Origin of the sequence: Thalassotalea sediminis, assembly GCF_030295915.1 — a bacterium.
Classification (GTDB): Bacteria; Pseudomonadota; Gammaproteobacteria; order Enterobacterales; family Alteromonadaceae; genus Thalassotalea_C; species Thalassotalea_C sediminis.
This window is the reverse complement of sequence record NZ_AP027361.1, coordinates 999,411-1,018,799: the sequence shown is the minus strand read 5'-3', so window position 1 is coordinate 1,018,799 and position 19,389 is coordinate 999,411. Positions and strand designations below refer to the sequence as shown.

General features: G+C 38.7%; 19 protein-coding genes. 5 read left to right on the top strand and 14 right to left on the bottom strand.

Annotation, left to right across the window (positions count from 1 at the left end; all coding sequences use genetic code 11):
- Positions 1-14: 14 nt before the first annotated feature.
- The 11 genes from nqrE to QUE09_RS04535 form a co-directional block, all read right to left on the bottom strand.
- On the bottom strand, positions 15-638 hold the full coding sequence (nqrE, locus tag QUE09_RS04585; RefSeq protein ID WP_286235031.1) for an NADH:ubiquinone reductase (Na(+)-transporting) subunit E: 624 nt from the start codon (positions 636-638) through the stop codon (positions 15-17).
- A gap of 5 nt (positions 639-643) precedes the next feature.
- The gene (locus tag QUE09_RS04580) at positions 644-1,267 is read right to left on the bottom strand and encodes an NADH:ubiquinone reductase (Na(+)-transporting) subunit D (RefSeq protein ID WP_286235030.1); all 624 of its coding nucleotides are present in this window, start codon (positions 1,265-1,267) and stop codon (positions 644-646) included.
- Complete coding sequence (locus tag QUE09_RS04575; protein ID WP_286235029.1) at positions 1,267-2,046, bottom strand: Na(+)-translocating NADH-quinone reductase subunit C; 780 nt, start codon at positions 2,044-2,046, stop codon at positions 1,267-1,269. Before QUE09_RS04575 ends, QUE09_RS04580 begins: the two co-directional genes overlap by 1 nt.
- A complete protein-coding gene (locus QUE09_RS04570; protein ID WP_286235028.1) occupies positions 2,036-3,247 on the bottom strand; it encodes an NADH:ubiquinone reductase (Na(+)-transporting) subunit B in 1,212 nt (403 codons plus the stop codon). The genes QUE09_RS04575 and QUE09_RS04570 overlap by 11 nt, the downstream gene beginning before the upstream one ends.
- A 2-nt stretch (positions 3,248-3,249) precedes the next feature.
- Positions 3,250-4,587: a Na(+)-translocating NADH-quinone reductase subunit A gene (locus QUE09_RS04565; RefSeq protein ID WP_286235027.1), complete on the bottom strand. Its 1,338-nt coding sequence runs from the start codon at positions 4,585-4,587 to the stop codon at positions 3,250-3,252.
- A 373-nt stretch (positions 4,588-4,960) separates the two neighbouring features.
- On the bottom strand, positions 4,961-6,151 hold the full coding sequence (gene fabV / locus QUE09_RS04560; protein WP_286235026.1) for an enoyl-ACP reductase FabV: 1,191 nt from the start codon (positions 6,149-6,151) through the stop codon (positions 4,961-4,963).
- Positions 6,152-6,290: 139 nt separating this feature from the next.
- Complete coding sequence (locus QUE09_RS04555; RefSeq protein ID WP_286235025.1) at positions 6,291-7,388, bottom strand: TRAP transporter substrate-binding protein; 1,098 nt, start codon at positions 7,386-7,388, stop codon at positions 6,291-6,293.
- Positions 7,389-7,476: 88 nt separating this feature from the next.
- The gene (locus QUE09_RS04550) at positions 7,477-8,862 is read right to left on the bottom strand and encodes a TRAP transporter large permease (protein WP_286235024.1); all 1,386 of its coding nucleotides are present in this window, start codon (positions 8,860-8,862) and stop codon (positions 7,477-7,479) included.
- Complete coding sequence (locus tag QUE09_RS04545; RefSeq protein WP_286235023.1) at positions 8,862-9,386, bottom strand: TRAP transporter small permease subunit; 525 nt, start codon at positions 9,384-9,386, stop codon at positions 8,862-8,864. The genes QUE09_RS04550 and QUE09_RS04545 overlap by 1 nt, the downstream gene beginning before the upstream one ends.
- A gap of 118 nt (positions 9,387-9,504) precedes the next feature.
- The gene (locus QUE09_RS04540; RefSeq protein WP_286235022.1) at positions 9,505-9,834 is read right to left on the bottom strand and encodes a BolA/IbaG family iron-sulfur metabolism protein; all 330 of its coding nucleotides are present in this window, start codon (positions 9,832-9,834) and stop codon (positions 9,505-9,507) included.
- Positions 9,835-9,958: 124 nt separating this feature from the next.
- Entirely contained in the window at positions 9,959-10,534 is a 576-nt protein-coding gene (locus tag QUE09_RS04535; protein WP_286235886.1) for an alpha-ketoglutarate-dependent dioxygenase AlkB family protein, read from the bottom strand.
- A gap of 89 nt (positions 10,535-10,623) precedes the next feature.
- Between QUE09_RS04535 and QUE09_RS04530 the strand changes: the two genes are divergently transcribed.
- From QUE09_RS04530 to QUE09_RS04510, 5 genes are all read left to right on the top strand, one after another.
- On the top strand, positions 10,624-11,766 hold the full coding sequence (locus QUE09_RS04530) for a methyltransferase (RefSeq protein WP_286235021.1): 1,143 nt from the start codon (positions 10,624-10,626) through the stop codon (positions 11,764-11,766).
- Positions 11,763-12,365, top strand: a complete 603-nt coding sequence (locus QUE09_RS04525; RefSeq protein ID WP_286235020.1) for a YajG family lipoprotein — start codon at positions 11,763-11,765, stop codon at positions 12,363-12,365. The genes QUE09_RS04530 and QUE09_RS04525 overlap by 4 nt, the downstream gene beginning before the upstream one ends.
- A 9-nt stretch (positions 12,366-12,374) precedes the next feature.
- Positions 12,375-12,959 carry a peptidylprolyl isomerase gene (locus QUE09_RS04520; RefSeq protein ID WP_286235885.1) on the top strand — a complete coding sequence of 195 codons (585 nt, stop codon included), beginning with the start codon at positions 12,375-12,377 and terminating at the stop codon, positions 12,957-12,959.
- 228 nt (positions 12,960-13,187) lie between these two features.
- The gene (locus QUE09_RS04515; protein WP_286235019.1) at positions 13,188-13,517 is read left to right on the top strand and encodes a hypothetical protein; all 330 of its coding nucleotides are present in this window, start codon (positions 13,188-13,190) and stop codon (positions 13,515-13,517) included.
- A 90-nt stretch (positions 13,518-13,607) separates the two neighbouring features.
- Positions 13,608-15,212, top strand: coding sequence for an AmpG family muropeptide MFS transporter (locus tag QUE09_RS04510; RefSeq protein WP_286235018.1), 1,605 nt, complete (start codon positions 13,608-13,610; stop codon positions 15,210-15,212).
- A gap of 7 nt (positions 15,213-15,219) precedes the next feature.
- On the opposite strand, the gene QUE09_RS04505 is transcribed toward QUE09_RS04510, so the two are convergent.
- The 3 genes from QUE09_RS04505 to QUE09_RS04495 all read right to left on the bottom strand — a co-directional run bounded on the left by QUE09_RS04505 (position 15,220) and on the right by QUE09_RS04495 (position 19,350).
- Positions 15,220-15,756, bottom strand: a complete 537-nt coding sequence (locus tag QUE09_RS04505) for a DUF6436 domain-containing protein (RefSeq protein WP_286235017.1) — start codon at positions 15,754-15,756, stop codon at positions 15,220-15,222.
- On the bottom strand, positions 15,753-17,234 hold the full coding sequence (locus tag QUE09_RS04500) for a methyl-accepting chemotaxis protein (protein WP_286235016.1): 1,482 nt from the start codon (positions 17,232-17,234) through the stop codon (positions 15,753-15,755). The genes QUE09_RS04505 and QUE09_RS04500 overlap by 4 nt, the downstream gene beginning before the upstream one ends.
- Positions 17,235-17,406: 172 nt before the next feature.
- Positions 17,407-19,350, bottom strand: coding sequence for a methyl-accepting chemotaxis protein (locus QUE09_RS04495; protein WP_286235015.1), 1,944 nt, complete (start codon positions 19,348-19,350; stop codon positions 17,407-17,409).
- Between the last annotated feature and the right edge of the window lie 39 nt (positions 19,351-19,389).

The window sequence follows — 19,389 nt, the reverse complement described above, 5'->3', positions numbered from 1 at the left end:
CTACGTTAATCTTATTACAACGAAATACCACCGAAAGAAAGAAAGCCAAATGCCATCAATCCTGCAGTAATAAACGTAATACCCAATCCTTTAAGACCAGCTGGTACATCAGAATACTTCATTTTTTCGCGAAGACCTGCCAGTAGGATAATGGCCAATGCCCAACCTACACCTGAACCAATACCGTAAACAACTGATTCAGTTAATGTGTAGTTACGAGCAACCATAAATGATACCGCACCGAAAATCGCACAGTTTACTGTGATTAACGGTAAGAATATTCCAAGCGCGTTATATAACGGCGGGAAATATTTATCTAATACCATTTCAAGGATCTGTACTAACGCTGCAATCACACCAATAAAGGTAATGAAAGATAGGAAACTCAAGTCAACTGACTTAGCTGGGTCAGTAATACCTAACATACTATCTAACGCACCTGGCGCTAAAATAGCTTGATAGATTACCTGGTTTGCCGGTACAGCAATACCAAGCACCACGATTACCGCAACACCAAGACCTATAGCAGTACTCACTTTTTTAGAAACCGCTAAGAATGTACACATCCCTAAGAAGAACGTTAACGCGATGTTTTCGATAAAAATCGATTTAACAAATAAGCTAATATAATGTTCCATCGTAACTAGTCCTTCTCAACTTGTTCTGGTTTCCATTGGCGAATAGCCCAAATGATTAAACCAATAATAAAGAATGAGCTAAATGGCAATACCAGTAAGCCGTTCGCTTGATACCAACCGTCATTTTGAATCAACGTTAATATTTCAATACCAAATAACGTACCGAAACCTAGTAGCTCTCGGAAGAACGCAACAGCAATAAGAATTGCACCGTAACCTAAACCGTTACCAATACCATCCATAAAGCTCACGCCTGGCTTTTCTTTCATCGCGAAAGCTTCTGCGCGCCCCATTACAATACAGTTAGTAATGATCAAACCAATATAAACCGAAAGCTCTTTCGACAATTGATAAGAAAACGCTTTCAATACTTGGTCAACTACAATTACTAACGACGCTATGATCGCCATTTGCACAATGATACGAACACTAGATGGAATTTGATTACGAATAATCGAAATAAATAAGTTTGAAAAACCTGTCACTAATACAACCGCAATTGTCATTACCAAAGCATTAGTCATTGAACTTGTTACAGCTAACGCCGAACAAATACCTAATACTTGTAATGCAATCGGATTATTATCAACGATTGGTTTTGTTAAAACACTTTTGTTTTCAGCAGACATTATTTAACCTCCTGAGCACGAAGTTTCGCAATGAAAGGCTTGTAACCTTTGTCACCAAACCAAAATTGCAACGTACGAGTAACACCATTACTCGTTAATGTAGCACCAGACAGCGCATCAACACCGTGAACGTTACCTGGTTTTGCACCACCTTTGACAAGTTCAATGTCAACGTTACCTTCGGCATTATAAATTTTCTTACCTGGCCACTTAGCAATCCATTTAGGGTTCATTACTTCAGCACCTAAACCTGGAGTTTCCTTATGATCAGAATAAATAACGTTTTTAACGGTATTTAAGTCTGACTCTAAGCCAACATAACCATACATTAAGTCCCATAAGCCTGAGCCTACGATAGGTAATACAACTGTCTCAACTTCACCTGCACCATTACGTACTAAGTAAACAACGGCAGTGTGAGAACGGCGATTAATACCCGCGATATCATCTTCAAGCTTTTCAGACTTTGATGCATCACGAGCGTTACGACGCTCATCAAATAACTTAGGGTCACCTTCAATAAACTCGCCTGAGTCTAAATCAATCATTTTCGCATCAACAAATTGCTCAAACGTTGATTGAATTGAAGCTTTAGTACCGTCGGTCATTGACAGAATATCTGCAGCTTGCAAAATTTTTGTTTGCTGATCAAATAGCTTATTTTCTACTTGAAGAGGCTTTAATTGAACAGCTGATATAGATACTAATGCTGCACAAACTAAACACACTGCAACAACAAACCCAACTGTTTTACCAAATGTTTCTTTTTTAGCTGACACGAGCAAGCCTCCGTTTCACATTTGATTGAACGACAAAGTAGTCGAACAATGGCGCAAACAAGTTAGCAAATAAAATAGCTAACATCATACCTTCTGGGAATGCAGGGTTAACTACACGAATTAACACCACCATTACACCTACTAGTGCACCAAAAATATATTTACCTTTATTAGTAAATGAAGCTGACACAGGATCTGTCGCCATAAACATCATACCAAAGGCAAAACCACCTATCACTAAATGCCAATACCAAGGCATAGCAAATAGAGCATTAGTTTCACTGCCAATGTTATTAAATAAGAATGACGTTAGCACCATCCCCAAGAACACACCTAATACGATGCGCCAAGAAGCAATACCTTTATAAAGAATGTAAGCACCACCTAACAAGATAGCCGCTGTAGATACTTCACCAACTGAACCAGGAATTAGCCCCCAGAAAGCGTTCCACCACTGCTCATTCATGCTGTAATCAATAGTACCAGGAACAGCCGCAGCACCTGCTGCTAAGTGAGTAGCACCAGAGAAACCGTCAACAGCAACCCAAACTGAGTCACCAGAAATTTCTGATGGGTAAGCAAAGAATAAAAATGCACGGCCCGCTAATGCTGGGTTTAAGAAATTTTTACCTGTACCACCGAAGATTTCTTTCGCAATAACAACACCGAAAGTAATACCGATAGCCACTTGCCATAACGGAATAGATGCTGGCAGAATTAACGCAAACAATATTGAAGTAACGAAAAAACCTTCATTTACTTCATGCTTACGTACTGCAGCAAAAAGAACTTCCCAAAATCCACCAACAATAAACGTCGTTGCATAAATAGGTAGAAAGAAACAGGCACCATAAAGCATCATGGCAAACCAACCAGCATCTGGTGTTAACTCACCACCAAAAAATTGGAATAAACCTACTTGCCAGCTTTCAGGTAATGCATAACCTGCAGCTAAAGCTTCAGTAGCTTGAAAGCCAATGTTATACATACCAAAGAACATCGCTGGAAATACAGCTAACCACACAGTGATCATGATACGCTTCAAGTCGATGCTATCACGTATATGTGTTTTACCTTTAGTCACATAACCTGGTGTAAATAAACCAGTCGCGATAGCTTCGTATAAAGCAAACCATTTCTCATGTTTGCCGCCTTTTTCAAAATGCGGCTCAATATCTTCAATAAACTTTTTCAAGCCCATGACTAACCTTCCTTCTCTATTGTGGTTAGACAGTCACGAAGTAATACGCCGTAGTCTGTTTTGCCTGGGCAAACAAACGTACATAACGCTAAATCTTCTTCGTCTAGCTCTAATGCACCAAGTTGTTGAGCACCGTCTGTATCACCCGCGCATAGATCACGCAATAACATCGTTGGCAAAATATCTAATGGCATAACACGCTCATAGTTACCAATAGGTACCATAGCGCGCGGACTACCATTAGTTGTCGTCGTCATGTTAAAGATTTTGCTTGGGAACAAGTGAGACATATAAGCACGAGTTACAGAGAACTTGTTCGGGCCAGGGTACATATAGCCTATAAACTCTTTTTCTCTACCTTCTTTCAAGATAGCAACTTGCGTGTGATAACGCCCTATATAAGCATGTACACCCGCCGCTTCTGAACCTTGAAGTACTGAACCCGAAATAATTCGCGTTTCTACATTGTTGGCTTCACCAGCAGTAAGTTGCTCAGTATTAGCACCAACCAAGGTTCGTATTAACCTAGGGTTCTTAGCTTCTGGACCGGCTAGAGAAATAACGCGAGTTGCATCAATTTCACCAGTTACAAAAAGCTTACCGAAGGCAATCACATCTTGATAACCTAAGTGCCAAACAGATTTTTCAGCACCGACAGGATTTAAGAAGTGAATGTGCGTACCAACTAAACCTGCAGGATGCTTGCCTGCAAATTCATTTACGTCTTCTTTTCCTGTTGTTGGAATATTTGCACCAGGTGCTTTAGAAACAAATACTTTACCTTCAGTTAAACGACTTAATATCGTTAAACCGTTTTTAAAGGCTTCGCTTTGCTCCATAATAACCACTTCAGGATCAGCAGCTAACGGATTTGTATCCATCGCACTAATAAAGATTGCGCTAGGTGTCGCATCAACAGCTGGAATTTTGCTATATGGACGTGTACGAAGTGCTGTCCATAAACCTGAATTAACCAAGTTATTTACAACGTCTTCTCGACTAATCGTTGCTAAATCAGCTTCTGAATACTTTGCGAATGTTTCTTGTTCATCGCCATCGATTTCGATAACAACAGACTGTAACACGCGCTTTTCACCACGATTGATTTCAGTTACTACACCTGCAGCTTGAGCTGTGAATTTAACGCCAGCATTCTTTTTGTCTTCAAAAAGTGCTTGACCTTTTTTAACACGATCACCCACTTTAACAAACATGGTTGGTCGCATACCCACATACTCTTCACCGAGTGTAGCAACGCTCTTGATGGACGGACCATCATGGATTACTTGCTGGGGAGCACCCTTTACAGGAACATCCAGACCTTTTTTTATTGTAATCATAAACACTTGCACTACTTTGACGGGAGTAAAAATCAGCTGCTTCCTCACCTAAGTACTTTTAAAGAATCTCCCTAAAAGCAATTAAGTGAGAAAACATTTGATTTCAGTGTATTTCAGTAGAAAACCCTCTTATTAACGTTACGCTAACAAAAAGTATCTACCGGCTCTTAAGTTAAAAATATTCTGGCACGAATTTTAGCATAAATTTAGAGAAATGCGCCATTAGACTATGACACTTTTCTGTATTATTTTTACGAGTTTGCTGTTTTTTTAGACTAATCACTCGATTTTGATATTCTTTATAAAATAAAAAAGGCCAATGTTTTAAAAACACTGGCCTTTTTTAAAATTGTCAGTTATTAGCTTATAACTTTTATAACAAGTTATTTATTTTTGTAATTGGGCTGACGTCAGCTTCGTAATCAACATTATCAACATTAAAACCAAATAACTTTAAGAATTCGTTATGATAACCTTCATAATCAGTAAGCTCATCAATGGTATCAGATTCAACACTATCCCAAATATTTTGTACACGCTCTTGTACGCTATCTTCTAACTCTTTGTAGTTTTGACTTAAGCGCCCTGCTTCATCAAGTCGAGGTGTACTACTGTATAAGTTTTCATTAAATAATGATTGAATTTGTTCAATACAACCTTGATACGTGCCATCACTTTTCATCACTTTAAACATCGCAGAGATATAAAGCGGCATAATTGGAATCGCAGAACTTGCCTGTGTAACAACCGCATTCAATGACGTTACATATGCTTGACCAGATAATTCTTCCGTGGTGCTATTAATTGCACTTGCTGCACGATCTAAATCTTCTTTTGCTCGACCAATCGTGGCGTGCCCATAAATTGGCCACGTAAGTTTCTTGCCAATATAAGTATAAGCGGTTGTTTTAAAACCTTTTGCTAATACGCCCGCTTCGTTTAATGCGTTAATCCACAATTCCCAATCTGCTCCGCCCATAACGTCTATGGTGCCTTGAATTTCATCTTCATTGGCAGCCTCAACACTAACAGAGTCTATAATGCGTTTTGAAGTATTTAGGTTTTTAGTGGTAACACTTTGTCCTATAGGCTTTAACGTTGATGAGTATACTTCACCTGTATCCGGATCAGTGCGGCGCGGTGACGCTAAACTATAGATAACAAGATCAATTTGACCTAGCTCTTCCTTGATCACATCTACGGCCTTCGCTTTTAACTCATGTGAAAATGCGTCGCCATTGATATTCTTTGACCAAAGTCCCGCTTCATCTGCAGCCTTTTGAAAAGCTGAAGTATTGTACCACCCCGCTGACGCAGTTTTTTTCTCTGTTGGTTCTTTCTCAAAGAAAACACCAAGCGTTTTTGCACCACAGCCAAAAGCTGCTGTAATACGGGAAGCTAAACCATAACCAGTGGACGCTCCAATAACTAAAACATTTTTGGGCTTTTGTTGTGGTTGAGGTTGGCTTTTTACATATGCTATTTGTTCTTTCACATGTGCTTCACAACCCGCAGGGTGTGCATTTGTACAAATGAAGCCACGGATTTTAGGTTTAATGACCATATAAACGCCTTTCGTATGTTGTTCTTACTAAATTGCCGCATAGTGTACCTATGTTATTTAAACAAGAGGTACGAGCAGTTAAAAAAGCACTTGTTAATCACAAGTGCAATGAGATAAATATTAAACTTACTAGCGCAACTTAACGATTTTCATAGTACGCTTTTAACGTCAAATTATTATATTGACGCGCATTGTTTAAAAACTCGCTATATGAAGCCCAAACCTTCGCAAAGGTTTTGTCTGCTGCTACTTGTTCGTCAATAACGTCTTGTGTATAGCCTTTGAGTGCTTGCATGACTTCAGCAGGAAATTGTTTAACTTGCACATCATGTTTATTGATTAACGTTTGTAACGCATTATTATTTCTAGCGTTGTATTCATCCAGCATATTTTGATTTACCGCGCGCGCAGCGACTTCAACGATTTTCTGAAGATCTGCTGGTAGTGACTTAAGTGCTTTTTCATTAACAAGGAATTCTAAGTTTGTACCGGTTTCGTGCCAAACTGAAGAGTAATAGTAATCAGCCGCTTGATAAAAACCGAAGGCTAAATCATTATATGGTCCAACCCACTCTGACGCGTCAATTGCGCCGCTTTGTAAAGAAGAAAAGATTTCTCCCCCTGTTAAGTTTACCGGAATGGCACCTGCGCGTTTCAACACTTCGCCACCTAATCCAGGTATGCGCATTTTTAAGCCTTTAAGATCTTCAACACTGTTGATTTCTTTCTTAAACCATCCGGCGAACTGTGCACCTGAATTTCCACCTGCCATGGGGATTACACCAAAAGGTTTGTACAAGGCTTGCCACATTTCTAAACCGCCACCAAAGTGCAGCCATGCGTTAAACTCTGTAGCCGTCATGCCAAAAGGTATAGCACTGAATATCGGCGCGGCTGACATTTTTCCTTTCCAATAGTAAGCACCACTGTGCCCCATCTCTGCCGTACCTTGAGAAACTGCATCGAACACTTCAAATCCAGGCACGAGTTCTCCTGCACCGTAAACTTTTACAGTTAAACGTCCATCACTCATTGCGTTAACGTATTCTGCAAAGGTTTCTGGACCTAACCCTAGTCCCGGGAAGTTTTTCGGCCAAGAAGTTACCAGTTTCCATTGATACGTTTTGCTTACTTTCTCGACTGCATCAGTTGTATTTTTATCTTCAGTACCGCAACCTGTTATTACTAATAACACCGCTAAGCATACAACCCAGCTTTTGATCGTTTTTATTACCATTAGTATCCCTTCCCCATTTAGACGTATGATTTTAATAAGCATCAGCATAGTGCAAAAATAAACTAACACTTAAAAAAACAGCTTTTATTTAACCATATATTTTGTCTGGCAACCAAGTCACTAGCTGTGGCCACATTGCCAACACAAACAATAGTAACAACTGAATAACAATAAAGGGAATAACACCTTTATATATAGAAGATGTTTTTACACTATTTATTGCCACACCTCGCAAATAAAATAACGCAAAACCAAAAGGAGGCGTCAGGAAAGACGTCTGTAGATTTATTGCTATCATAATGCCAAGCCATAAAGGATCCACCCCCATCGTCAACAATATTGGCGCAACAATTGGCACGACAACAAAAGTAATTTCAATAAAGTCGAGTATAAAGCCAAGCAAAAAGATAATTGCCATAACAATAATGGTCGCACCGACGACGCCACCTGGCATTTGCTGAAAAAATCCATGTACGAGCTCTTCGCCGCCAAAACCTCGAAAGACCAGTGAAAACATACTTGCACCAATAAAAATTAAAAATACCATCGACGTAATTTTTAATGTTGAATGCATTACTGCTTTAAGGTTTTCTTTAGTAAATTGCTGCTGCCAAAGTGCTAGGAATATCGCCCCCATTGCACCGACCCCAGCTGCTTCAGTGGGTGTTGCAAAACCTAATAATATAGAGCCAAGCACTGCAACTATTAATAACATGGGTGGGATAAGCGCAGACAACATCAACTGAGTAGTAGACTTATTTTGTTTTATCTCTGCAATGTCATCCTGGGTTAAACTGGGCACTTGTTCTGGTTTGAGGATAGAAAAAGCGATGCAATACACTAAATATAAGGCAACAAGCATCAAGCCTGGGATAACGGCTCCTGCGAACAAATCACCGACAGAAACCGTTTCGGGGCTAAATATTCCCATATTTAATTGTGCTTTTTGATAAGCGCTTGATAACACATCACCAAGCAGCACTAATGCAATTGAGGGTGGAATAATCTGTCCAAGCGTACCCGTTGCGCAAATCACCCCTGTTGCAAATTGGGGGTTGTAACCTCGCTTCAACATTGTGGGTAATGATAATAATCCCATCGTTACAACGGTAGCACCAACAATCCCGGTACTAGCGGCAAGTAACATACCAACCAAAGTAACCGATATCCCTAACCCACCTTTAAATTGACCTAATAAAATAGACATTGCATTTAGCAAGTTTTCAGCTATTTTCGCGCGTTCTAGCATAGCCCCCATAAACACAAACAAGGGCACAGCAAGTAACGTTTGGTTATTTATAACACCAAAAATACGGTTGGGTAAGGCATTTAAAAAAGCCAATTCAAACACACCAAACGAAGCGCCTATTCCGGCAAAAATAAGTGATGTACCTGCCAAGGTTAGTGCGACAGGATAACCAAACAATAAAACAACACACACCACCAAGAACATCACTAACGACAAATATTCCATTAATTTTGCTCCTGATCGGCAGTCATTTGTATATAGCTGCGCAATAATTCTGCAAAACCTTGTAATCCTAAGGTAATGGGTAAAAGTATAAGCAGTGATTTAGATACAAATACTAAAGGCAAGCCACCGGCTTCCCCTGATTTTTCCATGATCTGCCATGAAGTTGCGACATATTGCCAACTGATAACAGCAGTCGCAATACAGACTGGAATTAATAACAACAAACTGCCAAAAAAGTTAACCCGAGCTTGATTTCTTTTTGAAAACTTTTGGTAAAAAATATCAACACGTACATGTTTATCATGCTTTAAGGTGTAAGCGGCGCCAAGCATAAAGGCGAAACCATGAAAGTAAAGCACAGACTCCTGCATTGCGATCCAACCTAAACTAAAACCATAACGCAAAAGCACAATAGTAAAGGTAAGCAACACCATGATAACCGTGAACCAAGCGATAAGTTTACCGGTATACTCGGTAAACTTATCAATTCCTTGCACAATTTTGTCGATTCCAATTAGTGGCATATAAACGTTTAATGATATTATTTTTGTGGCGCTAAGCTTAACAAGGTTTTACGTGACTGAAAATAAAAAAGCCACAAGATACATTATCTTATGGCTTATCACGTTGTTTAAAATCGTGTTAGATACGTTGTTCTTTCTTACCACCACCTAAACATTTTGGCGACAGTGGTGTATTATCTGCATAATATTCAAGCCACTCTTTCTCCGTATAGGTATGTAACGCAAGTGCATGAATATGTTCCGATAACTCTTCTGCAAGTGTTGCATTTACCGCTCGGTGGCGTTTAATTAAGCGCTCTCCTTCAAAAGACTTTGACACGATAATCACCTTAAAATGAGACTCACTTCCTGGTGCAACGTTGTGTTGGTGACTTTCGTTAATAACATCTAAATGAACGGGGCAAAATGCCGACAAGAGTTTTTCTTCGATTACTACTTCAATGCTCATAAAATTCCCTTGTTATTTTTCGTTTTACACATCTTTAGTCTAGTTAGCATTGATAATTTAGCCATCAATCTAGACGGCTAAATTATCGCTTAAAACACTAAGCCTTTGCTAGTAAAACTAAAATTTATTTAATTATTTTTCTAAATGTTAAATTCACGCGCATCGGTGACTCAATTCGCGATTTCAATACCGCATGCTGCCAATTTTCTTGTGTTTTCCCTTTCATTATCAACAAACTACCAGAAGGAAGCTTCAATTTATGTGATAACGATTTATACTTGTGTTTTAAGTGAAAATAACGCTCTGCACCCAAAGAAATTGAAGCGATAACAGGCTCATTACCAAGTTCAGGTTCATTGTCACTATGCCAACTAACAGAGTCTCGATGGTTACGATAACAATTAGCTAACACAGAGTTAAAAGCTACTCCCGTTTTCAGATGTAATTGCTGTTTTAGATAATTAAGTTCGTCGGTCCACATTAACGGTTTCATCGTCAACTTTGAATACGTATAATCTGTGCCTTGATCACCATACCATGCTTGCAATCGAGGAATTGTTACTTTTCTACCGTACATAGTTATTTCATCTTGACGCCAATCAAGTTGTTCAAACAATAATAATGCCAATGCCTTACTCTTTGCCAAATCAATGAAGTGGGGGAAAAATGAAATATCAGCGTCTGGTAACGGTACGTTAATAACGATCTCACAATTTTATATAGAGTCACATAGCGAATTTTGGCACAATGCACCCTTCGCTTCCAGCTCATTAGTACCATAAAAAACGCATGCTTAGTCCCTTTATTGTAAACGATAGAAACCTTTATTTAGCTCGATATCCTGAAAATCAGGTAACACGAAGCCTACAGGCTTGGGATTCAGCAGATGAATACTTAATAAATTATGTTAATGATAATGCTTTAGTCACCTCAAAAAGCCGAATTCTTATTGTTAATGATAGCTTTGGCGCACTTACGTTAAGTTTTCCCGAGAACGATGTTTTCAGTGTTTCTGATTCTTTTATTAGCCAATCGGGCATAATAGAGAATGCCGAACATAATGGGGTTTCATTGACAAACATTGAACTGATAAATAGCTTATCGCCACTGCCTGATAATATCGATCTCGTGTTATATAAGCTGCCCAAAAGTAACAACCTTTTAGTAGAACAACTCAGACTAATTAGACGTAACTATAATGAGTCAGTGCACTTTATTGCAGCAGATAAAGTCAAAAATATTCACAGCAGTACATTAAAATATTTTGAGCGTTTTTTAGGTACAACAACGACATCATTGGCTGTTAAAAAGTCTCGCCTTGTGTTTTCAGCATTAAATAGCGAACCTGACGAAAAAACATTACCCTCCGTAAAATACTGGCATACAGACAATACTAACTATGAAATTGCAAATTTTGCCAATGTCTTTGCCAGAGATAAACTCGATATTGGTGCGCGATTCCTGCTTGAACATCTTCCCAGTGTTAATAAAAACGCGCAAGTAATTGATTTAGGCTGCGGTAACGGCGTATTAGGTTTGCACATGTTAGCAAACCAACCTCAAGCAAACATTCATTTTAGTGATGAGTCGTACATGGCTATCGCTTCAGCCAAAGCAACTATCGAACGAAACTTACCAGATTTACTTAAGCAATGTCATTTTACGGTCAACGATTGTTTAACAGATATTGCTACCGAAAGTGCAGATATCATTGTTTGTAACCCACCGTTTCATCAACAAAATGCAACAACAGATCATATCGCTTGGCAAATGTTTAATGATTGCCATCGTGTTCTAAAGCAAAGGGGAAAGTTAACCATTGTCGGTAATCGACAACTTGGCTACCATATTAAGCTCAAACGCATTTTTGGCAACGCCAAATTAATTGCGAGCAATAAAAAATTTGTCATTATTACGGCTGAAAAACAATGAAAAAATCTCCATTTTACCGGCAGTTAAAACCCTTAGGTGTACTGTTTACTTCGATAACACTCTTCGTAGCATGCAATAATGCACCTAGCTCGATGATCATCGCCCCCGAAGTTCGCATTTCGCAACAAAATGGCTATGTTGGCGAACAAGCACTGATTCGCGTGTCAGACATGCGCACCGCTCATCATTTAGTAGAAGTTATTCAGGAAGATAAAGCAGCTCAAATAGTGACATCTGACGTACCTTTACAAAAAGTAACTTATAATGCCTATGTCGATAATCTAAAAAGTAATGGATTGGAAGTTGTGGCCACTTCTACAAACCAACTTTCCCTTGTCATTAACCAAGCTAAAGTAACAGTAAATCAGTCACTAACAAAGTATTCAAGTCAATCGCAAATCACCCTTACCGCTCAACTCAAAGTAGGAGAAAGCACGTTAACTAAAACCTTTAATAGCAAAGCATCTAGCAACGGTTTGCTAAAGGCTGATATAGCTGTCATTGAGCGTGACTTTAACCAACAACTCGGGAATATCATTGCGCAAGTTGTTCAAGATCCAGAGTTACAAGCATTTATTAAAAATTCCCCGGCTAAATAAGGAGAAATGATGAAATATTGGCTAGCCCTTTTATGTTTATTTTGCCCAATCTTATTTGCAAAAAACGTAGCGATTGATCCCTATAATTTATACCCAAAAGTGAAGTTAGAAACGAATAAAGGGGTCATTGTGGTAGAGCTTGATCGAGTAAAAAGTCCTATCACGGTTGATAACTTTCTTACTTACGTTGTTAAGGGAGAGTATAACAACACGATTTTTCACCGTATTGTTGAAGACTTTGTGGTACAAGGTGGCGGCTATGATACGAACTTGAATTTAAAGAAAACCAATGATGATATTGTAAATGAATCGGGTAATGGTTTAAAAAATGAAGAAGGGACGATCGCAATGGCCCGTGAAAATCAACCGCACACCGCAAACCGACAATTTTTCTTTAACGTTGGCGACAATACAAATTTAGATCCTGGCCGAAGCTGGGGTTACGCTGTGTTCGGCATTATCGTCGAGGGTGAAGAAGTTGTAGCTGAGATGGCTAAAGTTAAAACCGATTTTAATGAAGAGCTTGGCTGGGAAAATGTACCTGTTGAGCCTGTTATTTTAAAGAAAGCGACGTTATTACCAAGTAATATGTAATCTTAGTTGAACGTTTATCATGCACGCGAGTAAATACGCTTTACTCGCTTCTCTACTTTTTTGCCATAAAAACACGACAAATTTTGACAGAACTTAGATTATCAACGATAACTAAAGTATTGCGTGTAGCAGCCTCCCAAGAATAATAACAATCTGACTTGCTCACCACTTAAGCGACCTAGTTCTTCGAAACTAAAGCTAACGCATGATATAAAACTGGGGAAAGCCATGATCATTGAGCAGTTCATCAATGAAAAAATATTACAAACCACAGCATATGTAAAAGCTGTAATAGAGAGAACGTTACATTACACTGAGTTAGACCGTTTCGTGAATGATACGATGGAAGAATGGACCCTAATCAAAGTAACCGATGAAACGCCAGGTAGCGCCAAAGAGCGTGTGTTTTGGCATGTGATACACTTGTTTTCATTGCACGGTAGTCAATCACTGATCAATGACTTGTACTTTCAAAGTGAAATAAAAACCTGTATCGACTTTTTCGAAGGTGTAGGCAGTTATCCTATCGACTGTATTGGTTGGCGACCTTTGGCGTAAAATATATTGCCGCAAAGCAATTTTTACTTCTGTCCTATTTTATAACCTGTTACTCTGCCCTTAGCTTTATTTATCTTAATCAATTTATCAGTGCAAAGTATTAAACAAACACTCCTCTATTTTAAAAACAAACGCTTACTTACAGTTTTCTTCTTCGGCATTGCTAGTGGCTTTCCTTGGGTGATGATTGGTTCAGCCATGACTGGATGGCTAAAAGATGAAGGGTTAAGCCGTGGGAGTATAGGCTTATTTGGTCTTATTTTTGCTGCCTATAGTATTAATTTTTTATGGTCTCCATTAGCTGACAGGATTAAATTACCAATACTTACAAGAAAGTTTGGCCAACGACGAAGTTGGATCATTGCAACACAAACAATTATCGTGTTAGCAGCCATACAAATGAGTTTATTTGATGCGCAAAATCAATTGCATTTAATGGCATTATTTGGGCTTTTTATCGCTCTTGCAGGAGCAACACAAGACATAGCTATTGACGCATACCGCATTGATATATTGCAAGAAAAAGACAATAACGTTATGGCTGCTGGTTCAGCAATGGCAACTGCGGGCTGGTGGACTGGATACGCAGGGCTAGGTAGCATCCCATTTATTCTCGCGAGCAAGCCGTCTTGGCAATGGTCCGAAGTATTTTTGGTACTTGCCGCTATTATGTTCATTTTGATGTTCACAGCCTTTGTGGTTAAAGAACCGAATGGACTGAATAGAGAAGCAGTTATGAATAAGATCCAACAAAACTATATTCAGGTACTGCCAAACTATACGCGAGAAGCTTGGCTCATCTTACTCATAATTCCTTTGATATTCGTGGCGATAATATATGCCAACATCGGTTACCCTAGCTGGCCAACACAACTTATTAGTGATAAATATCAGTTTTGGTGTATTACCTTAGCTATCGCCAGCCTTATTGCGCTGTTTGTTAGGCAGCTTTCCCGTCTAAATCAGAGTGTTTCTCTGCACGACAAAACACATATAAATACCAAGCATATTTCGTCGATACATCGGCTTATCGCATGGTTATTAGCAACGTTAGTTGCACCTATTCAAGAATTTTTTAACCGCAATGGTACTAAGCTCGCTTTTTCAATCTTAATGTTTATTTTCTTGTTCAAAATCGGCGAAGCCTATTTAGGACGAATGTCAGTAGTATTCTATCGAGAAGTTGGCTTTTCAAATGAAGATATTGCGTATTACTCAAAGCTCATAAACTGGGGGACAACCATTGTCTTTTCATTATTGGGTAGTGTTTTTACCATTAGATTTGGCATTCTTAAAGGCTTGTTTATCGGCGGTATCGCAATGGCCGCAAGCAATTTATTATTCTCGGTGATGGCGTTTGTTGGTCCAAACAAAGCATTGTTTGCATTTACCGTCTTTGTTGATGGGTTTACATCTGCCTGGGGATCCGTCGCTTTTGTTGCGTTACTTTCTGTATTATGCAATAAAAGTTTTACCGCGAGCCAATATGCTTTAATGGCATCTTTAGGAACCTTTGGTCGTGTTATGGTTGGTTCATTTTCAGGAATTATTGTCGATTGGCTTGATGGTAATTGGGCATTATTCTTCGTGCTAACAGCACTCATGGTAATTCCAAGCCTCATCTTCTTATTCTGCATAAGGCACCCACTTAATGCATTGATTGCTCAACAAAACAGTATTAAAAATCAACAGTAATATATTTTTAAGAATGAGAACAATAGCAACCATCTGCGTCACTTACGATGGTTGCTCCTAAAATCGCTTCATTGTTTCGATTAATAAAGGATTCAATAATCCCATTGCCTGCACTGCAACTATAACCAGCTGCGTAAGGTCCTAAATAAACTAAGTTACCTTCTTTATTGAATAATGCTACAGCTGGTGCAGAAGCTAAACGTAATTTATTGCTTAAGTCAGCGGTTAGCGAAACATAGCGATTTTTATAATGCTGCTTTTGTGCTAACTCTATCACAGAGTCAATATGTTGCTCAGCAACACGATTACAATCACAGTGACTTCGCTTAAAATGTACAATGGTATTATCAGTGTCGCCTATTTCTTGTTGTAACCGTTGAGTAAATACCCGATCGAACGCCGGTGATGAAGCAGCAATAACAAGAGAATTATCAGGATCAAATGGCGATAAATCACGCTTTGCAACATACACTAATATCGCAAGCACAGTAACAAACCATATGATAGTAACTCCTAAAAGCAACAACTGCGGTTTATTCTTCATACAACGAACTTTTCTAATTCTAAGTTTAATTCTTCTACCAAAACCTTTAACTGAGCTAATTGTTGTAAATTCTCAGTAATATCGACTTGCTGTTGCTGAGAAGTATTATGTAACTCTTGTGTTGAGTTCGATATACTGTTTGAAACTATCGATTGCTCTTCAACAGCGGTAGCCACTGAATTTATATTATCTGCAACCGACTGTATTACGTCAGCCACAACATCCATTTCGCCAGACATTTCGCGAGATGAAGATGAAGCATGCTCAACTTTTTCAATACAGTCTGACATTTGTAATACAGAGTCATTAGCATCATTTATTAAAGAATCAACGACCGCTCGTATACTTTCAGTATTGTCACGAGTTTTAATCGCCAAATTCCTAACTTCATCTGCAACAACAGCAAAACCTCGACCATGTTCTCCTGCCCTAGCTGACTCTATTGCCGCATTTAACGCGAGTAAATTAGTTTGTTCAGAAATAGCCGTAATAGCCCCCATGACGTCCGAAATTTGATCGCATTTAGTGGAAAGCTTTTGAATAGTATCAGCCGTATCGTTGATCTTCCCTTTCAATTGCTCGATGTTTTGATGAGAGTCATGATTTACTTGTTTAATGTTTTCTGTACGTTGCTGCGCATCTGCTGCATTAACACTCACATCAATGGCCCGTTTCGCAACATCGTTATTGGTAACTGTCATTTCTTCAATCGCGGTAGCAATTGAATTGACTTGTTGGCCACTTGTTGCGGTAGCGTTAGCGACCCTATCAGAAGCGTTAGCTACAGTAGTAGAAGCATTGTTCGTATCTCTACTTATTCGCTTAGCGTGTTCTATTAACGTTTTAAAGGAAACAATCAGTCTATTATATTGCGTTAATTCAGCGTTTCCTTTTTCAGGTGGTCCTGACAAATTAAACTTGCCATCTTGCGCTAAAATATCATGTACAGATTGCGTGATCTTAAGGCCCGTTAGTGCTTCATCAAAGCTATCATTTGCAATATACATTAACACTGCGCCTTCTATTAAAGCGAACAAAGCGTGAATAATTAAGATATAGAAAAATACATGACCTTGTTCAAAAATATAAAATGGCATACTTTGACTTTGTAATATGAAAAACAAGATATGATGGACAGCAATAACAATTACGCTCGTCAATATTACCTTCCAATCTCGGTAAAATATCAGCATGGCTAACAATGAAAATATTTCGAAATGAATTTCCGTCAAGCCTTGAGCCTGTTGAATATGTACCGCAGTCATCAGTTGTGTCGCAGCAGCAACGACGTGGCGAGTAAGTTTATCAAAAGGTTTTGTTGCGATTAAGAATAAAGGTAGTGCCATGATCACAGCACTTAATCCTAGTCCTAATAGCCATGTATTAGTAAAATAAGCAATTATGCCACCAAAACAAAACTGGCCAATAAGTACATATATAAACATCTTATTAGCTTTAGCAATCCACGGGTAATTCATACAGCGTCCTGTAACTAATACAACAACGAATTAGTAGTTATAGGTAATTAAATAATATTTACTAGTTATACTCTACAATCTGATAAATTGATCACTTTGATCTAATACAATATTCGCAAAATATATAATCTCAATAAATTAAGTTAATTACTTAGCTATCTCGTTTGCAAGTTTACACTTTAAATTGATTTATTATTTCTCGCATATGTCGAGCACGTTCACTTAAGCCATTCACTTCTTCAATCTGACTCATTGCGGCATCTGAAATGTGATTTGCCATCAATGAAATATTTTGCGCAGACTCGCTAACATGTTCTACAACGGTCGATTGCTGTTCTGTCGCTGCAGCCACTTGATGGTTACCATCACTAATACTATCGAAACGCCCTCTAATGGCATCGAGTGAACTCGACGCTTCTTTGGCACTTTCAGCAAGGATTAAGCTACTTTGAGCCCCTTCTTTTATCGATGATAACGACGCTGAGGTTGCACGTTGCAGTTGTTCTATTTGCGCTCGAATTTCATTGGTTGAATCTTGTGTGCGACTTGCTAATGTTCTTACCTCATCGGCAACAACAGCAAAACCTCGCCCTTGCTCCCCGGCTCTTGCTGCTTCGATTGCCGCATTTAATGCTAATAAGTTAGTTTGCTCAGATATGCTGCTGATCACATCGACAACCATAGAAATAGCTTCAGCTTGCGTTGCTAAATCTGAAATTGATGCCTCACTTTGCTTCATCGACTCTGCTAATTCATCCATCGTTTTTGACAAATTTTGCATAACATCGCTAGTTTCATGAGTATCACTTACTGCATTATTAGTATCTTCAGCAGTGGAATGCGCAACTGATGACACTTCGCTAATGGTTTGCCCTAGTTCAGTAATAGCAGATGCAACAACCTCGGTTTGCCTACGTTGTTCATCTGAATGTTTTACAGATTCTTCAGAACTATGCTTTAATTTATCAACACCACGATTTATTGCAGATTCCGCCGCAATAATTTCTTTTACCAGATCAGAAAACTTACTTAAGATAGCGTTAAATCCACCCGCTAAATAGCCAAGTTCAGTATTATATTTATCATTTAAACGGTGGGTTAAATCACCACCTGAAGCAGACATATCCAATAATTTATCGCCGACTTGGCTAATATTTTGACTAACACTGGTGGCAATAAAAACTGATAATAAAATGAACACGATAGCAAGCACCACTGAGGCTGCTATTGAAAACCAAGTAACCGAATTAACTTTTCCACTGATTTCACTTTTCGGTAATACAGTCACTAACTTCCAATCTAATCCATTAAGGCCTATCGTTGCTATATAAACGGGTTCACCGTCTATCTCACCATCACGTAAAACATAAGCTTTACTTGCAGTAGTAATCGAAGAGGCAATCTCGCTATATTGTTGCACACTATTAATAGATTGATTCAATACAGCTTTATCTCTGTGTGCAACAATATTACCCTCGCCATCAACGAGTAGCATATAACCGTATTCACCGACTTTAATCCCTTCAACAAACTTTATAATAGCTGAAACATCGTAACCTAAACCTGCAACACCTAATACTTGACCGCTCGGCGTTTTAGCTAATACGTTAACGTACACAGTTAATATGCCTGTGGTTTCATTTGGATCTAAATTTAATGCTAATGGTTGTCCGCTTTTTAAAAAACTAAAAAACCAACCATCACGAGAGACACTCTCGGAAACTTGTTTAAACAAGCCGTCTTGGGTGTAATAATTTTTACTATCCTTTGATACCCAAAATACAGCTGAAGCACCATAGCCATCTATAAAGCTTGACATATAAGCTAACATATCAGGTAATTGTGCTGGGTTTTCCCCTGCCACAACCCATTGTTGTGCAAAGTAATTTTTCGCGAAGCTTTCTGATAGTGAAATGGGTGTTTTTAGCTCTGACTCTATTTGTGCTTTTGCTCTTTCAACAACATTTGGTAAATGTTCTTTCTCAGTGACAGTATAAAACATCGATGAAAAACCACTTATATTGATATAAGAACTGATCGAGATCGTTAAAAATAGTGCAGCGGTCATAGCACCAGCTAACAACGTTTTTAATTTAAGTTTATTTAGATTTATCATGCTGTAAGATCTGAACGGCTGTTTAATTCTTAGCTTAGT

What these genes read in the sequence shown, in the direction of transcription:
- nqrE (WP_286235031.1), bottom strand. Translation starts at nt 638, where the DNA reads ATGGAACATTATATTAGCTTATTTGTTAAATCGATTTTTATCGAAAAC.
- QUE09_RS04580 (WP_286235030.1), bottom strand. Translation starts at nt 1,267, where the DNA reads ATGTCTGCTGAAAACAAAAGTGTTTTAACAAAACCAATCGTTGATAAT.
- QUE09_RS04570 (WP_286235028.1), bottom strand. Translation starts at nt 3,247, where the DNA reads ATGGGCTTGAAAAAGTTTATTGAAGATATTGAGCCGCATTTTGAAAAA.
- QUE09_RS04565 (WP_286235027.1), bottom strand. Translation starts at nt 4,587, where the DNA reads ATGATTACAATAAAAAAAGGTCTGGATGTTCCTGTAAAGGGTGCTCCC.
- fabV (WP_286235026.1), bottom strand. Translation starts at nt 6,151, where the DNA reads ATGGTCATTAAACCTAAAATCCGTGGCTTCATTTGTACAAATGCACAC.
- QUE09_RS04555 (WP_286235025.1), bottom strand. Translation starts at nt 7,388, where the DNA reads ATGGTAATAAAAACGATCAAAAGCTGGGTTGTATGCTTAGCGGTGTTA.
- QUE09_RS04550 (WP_286235024.1), bottom strand. Translation starts at nt 8,862, where the DNA reads ATGGAATATTTGTCGTTAGTGATGTTCTTGGTGGTGTGTGTTGTTTTA.
- QUE09_RS04545 (WP_286235023.1), bottom strand. Translation starts at nt 9,386, where the DNA reads ATGCCACTAATTGGAATCGACAAAATTGTGCAAGGAATTGATAAGTTT.
- QUE09_RS04540 (WP_286235022.1), bottom strand. Translation starts at nt 9,834, where the DNA reads ATGAGCATTGAAGTAGTAATCGAAGAAAAACTCTTGTCGGCATTTTGC.
- QUE09_RS04530 (WP_286235021.1), top strand. Translation starts at nt 10,624, where the DNA reads ATGCTTAGTCCCTTTATTGTAAACGATAGAAACCTTTATTTAGCTCGA.
- QUE09_RS04525 (WP_286235020.1), top strand. Translation starts at nt 11,763, where the DNA reads ATGAAAAAATCTCCATTTTACCGGCAGTTAAAACCCTTAGGTGTACTG.
- QUE09_RS04520 (WP_286235885.1), top strand. Translation starts at nt 12,375, where the DNA reads ATGAAATATTGGCTAGCCCTTTTATGTTTATTTTGCCCAATCTTATTT.
- QUE09_RS04515 (WP_286235019.1), top strand. Translation starts at nt 13,188, where the DNA reads ATGATCATTGAGCAGTTCATCAATGAAAAAATATTACAAACCACAGCA.
- QUE09_RS04505 (WP_286235017.1), bottom strand. Translation starts at nt 15,756, where the DNA reads ATGAAGAATAAACCGCAGTTGTTGCTTTTAGGAGTTACTATCATATGG.
- QUE09_RS04500 (WP_286235016.1), bottom strand. Translation starts at nt 17,234, where the DNA reads ATGAATTACCCGTGGATTGCTAAAGCTAATAAGATGTTTATATATGTA.
- QUE09_RS04495 (WP_286235015.1), bottom strand. Translation starts at nt 19,350, where the DNA reads ATGATAAATCTAAATAAACTTAAATTAAAAACGTTGTTAGCTGGTGCT.